This window comes from Ferruginibacter sp., assembly GCF_031391665.1.
GTDB lineage: Bacteria > Bacteroidota > Bacteroidia > Chitinophagales > Chitinophagaceae > Ferruginibacter.
This window is the reverse complement of record NZ_JANMUN010000075.1, coordinates 1-2,275: the sequence shown is the minus strand read 5'-3', so window position 1 is coordinate 2,275 and position 2,275 is coordinate 1. Positions and strand designations below refer to the sequence as shown.

The 2,275-nt window shown below is 37.5% G+C and carries 3 protein-coding genes; 1 reads left to right on the top strand and 2 read right to left on the bottom strand.

Features of this window, described 5'->3' with window-relative positions; translation table 11 throughout:
• A partial coding sequence (locus ACY651_RS05890) for a serine hydrolase domain-containing protein (RefSeq protein WP_462250686.1) occupies nucleotides 1-621 on the top strand: 621 nt, incomplete at its 5' end.
• Between the two features lie 11 nt (nucleotides 622-632).
• Here the strand turns inward: ACY651_RS05890 and ACY651_RS05885 are convergent.
• On the bottom strand, nucleotides 633-1,478 hold the full coding sequence (locus ACY651_RS05885) for an alpha/beta fold hydrolase (protein ID WP_462250684.1): 846 nt from the start codon (nucleotides 1,476-1,478) through the stop codon (nucleotides 633-635).
• A 32-nt stretch (nucleotides 1,479-1,510) separates the two neighbouring features.
• Nucleotides 1,511-2,275, bottom strand: a 765-nt coding sequence (locus ACY651_RS05880) for a class I SAM-dependent methyltransferase (protein WP_462250682.1), incomplete at its 5' end; no start/stop codon positions are given.

Sequence of the window (2,275 nt, the reverse complement as noted above, 5' to 3'; positions counted from 1 at the left end):
GTCGATTCCCTCGGCACGATTACGGGAACAACACTTGACAAATATGCACAAAAAGAATTTTATGCGCCATTGGGATTAACCACATCAGGTTTTAAACCAAGAAATCGTTTTACTTTAAACAGGATAATACCCACCGAACAGGAAAAAAGTTTTCGCCTGCAATTATTACGTGGCGATGTGCATGACCCTGGCGCTGCAATGTTTGGTGGTGTGTCGGGCCATGCTGGTTTATTCAGTAATGCTTACGATTTAGCAGTGATAATGCAAATGCTGTTGAATGGCGGAACATTTAACGGTAAAAATTATTTGCATAAAGAAACGGTTCAACTTTTTACAGCCTACCATAGTAAAATTAGCCGCCGGGGTTATGGTTTTGATAAACCTGAAAAAGATAATGCTACAAGACCCGAACCTTATCCTTGCTTATCTGCATCGCCGCAAACCTTTGGCCACACCGGTTATACAGGCACTTGCGTTTGGGCCGACCCGGCCAATAAACTCATCTTTATTTTTTTAAGCAACCGTGTTAACCCTGAGGGTGGAGATATAAATAAAAAATTACTGAACATGAATGTGCGGTCAAAAATCCATGAAGCTATTTATAAAGCGATGGGAAAGTAAAAGAAAAATACTCAATACAAATTCAACAGAATAGTTTTTAATTCATCCATATTCTTCCACGGTATTTGGTGATCGGCTCCATGCATTGTATCTGCAACAATTGATGTTGCATTGATCATCATCTTTTTTCCGTAAGCAACATTTTCTATCGGCACCCAGGTATCTTTATCGCCATGAATAAATAAAACTTTGCAGGTAATATTTTTAAAATCATTTTGCAAAGGCAGTAAATCATTTTTAAGATAGAGCAGCTCTGTATTACTTGGACCAAATGCGCCGGGCAAAGCCCAATAAAAAGGTTTTACATTCATAATTTTTCGCCAGGTTTCTTTTGTCTCCTGGTTAATATCTAAAGCACCTGCAATAATTATTACGGTATTAAAAAGAGCAGCATTATCGGCAGCAAGTTTTGCAACAATTGGTCCGCCTAAACTATGGCCCACTAAAAATAATGGTTGCTCATTTTTTAATTTTTCAATAACCGGCATAATAATTTTGCATTGCTCCTGCAAATGCAGGGCTTTACCAAAATCGCTGTAACCAAAGCCCGGCCTGTCTATCGCTACAATGCGAAATTTTTTACGCATGTCTTCATCCCACATAAACTTCATGTAATTCATCCAGCTGCCGGGGCTGCCATGTATAAAAAATAAAGTGGGTAAAGTATCGCTGCCGCAAACGGCATAATGTAAATGGCGCTGGTTAATTACTGTATCAAATATTTTTAAGGGAACATCTTTGGTTTTAAAAACAGCATAAGCTTTTTTATCGCTCCAGCGGTTACGCATAATAAAACATTGCGCTAATAAAAGCCAAACAGCAAGTAATGCAAAACTATAGAGTAAAGTACGCCGCATATTTTTTTTAAACCGATTAGCTGGCATTTTTGTTACAGTTTATTTTTAAAAGAATCTTTTTTAGCTGCCGCAATTTTAGAAATAATAGGGAAATGAATAGTCTTTATCAGATCATTGCTTCCCCATGCTTTTTGTAAAGCAGGCAGCAATTGCTGCAATGGATCATGCTTATTGATTTTTTTAAAGTGGCTCAATGCACTCCATGTACTTAAGTAACCCAGCAGTTGCGGCAAATTCCATTCGCAGTTAATTTCAAATTGAGGGATTGTTATTACTGTGTAAGGAAAAGGCAAAGACTGATAATGATCGTCGATATACCTTCTTTCTTTATCCCAGTATTTGCCTAAAATTTCTTTGTATAAGATATGTATTACTTCGTCAACATTTTTGTTTACTTCAATTAAAGCGTAACCAATAAAAGCAATAATGCCACCCGGTTTTAATATTCTTTCAGCCTCTATATAAAAAATATCATGATTAAACCAGTGGGCAGCCTGTGCTGCACAAATAATATCAAAATAGTTTTTGGGAAAAATTGTTTTTTCAGCAGGTGAAATACTGTACTGAATATTAGGCATTACAACGGCATGTTGCAATTGTGCAGCGCTGATATCTGTTGCCTGTACTTGCTTGTAATATGCAGCTAAATGTTTTGCGGCTTGTCCATTGCCTGTTCCGCAATCCAATGCTGCATCATGTTCTTTTGTAAGTGATGCTAAAAATGTAAAGAGTGCTTCCGGGTATTCCGGTCGCCAGTTGGCATAGCTGGCTGCAATGGCAGAAAAATTATCTTTTAT

What these genes read in the sequence shown, in the direction of transcription:
- ACY651_RS05885 (WP_462250684.1), bottom strand. Translation starts at nt 1,478, where the DNA reads ATGCGGCGTACTTTACTCTATAGTTTTGCATTACTTGCTGTTTGGCTT.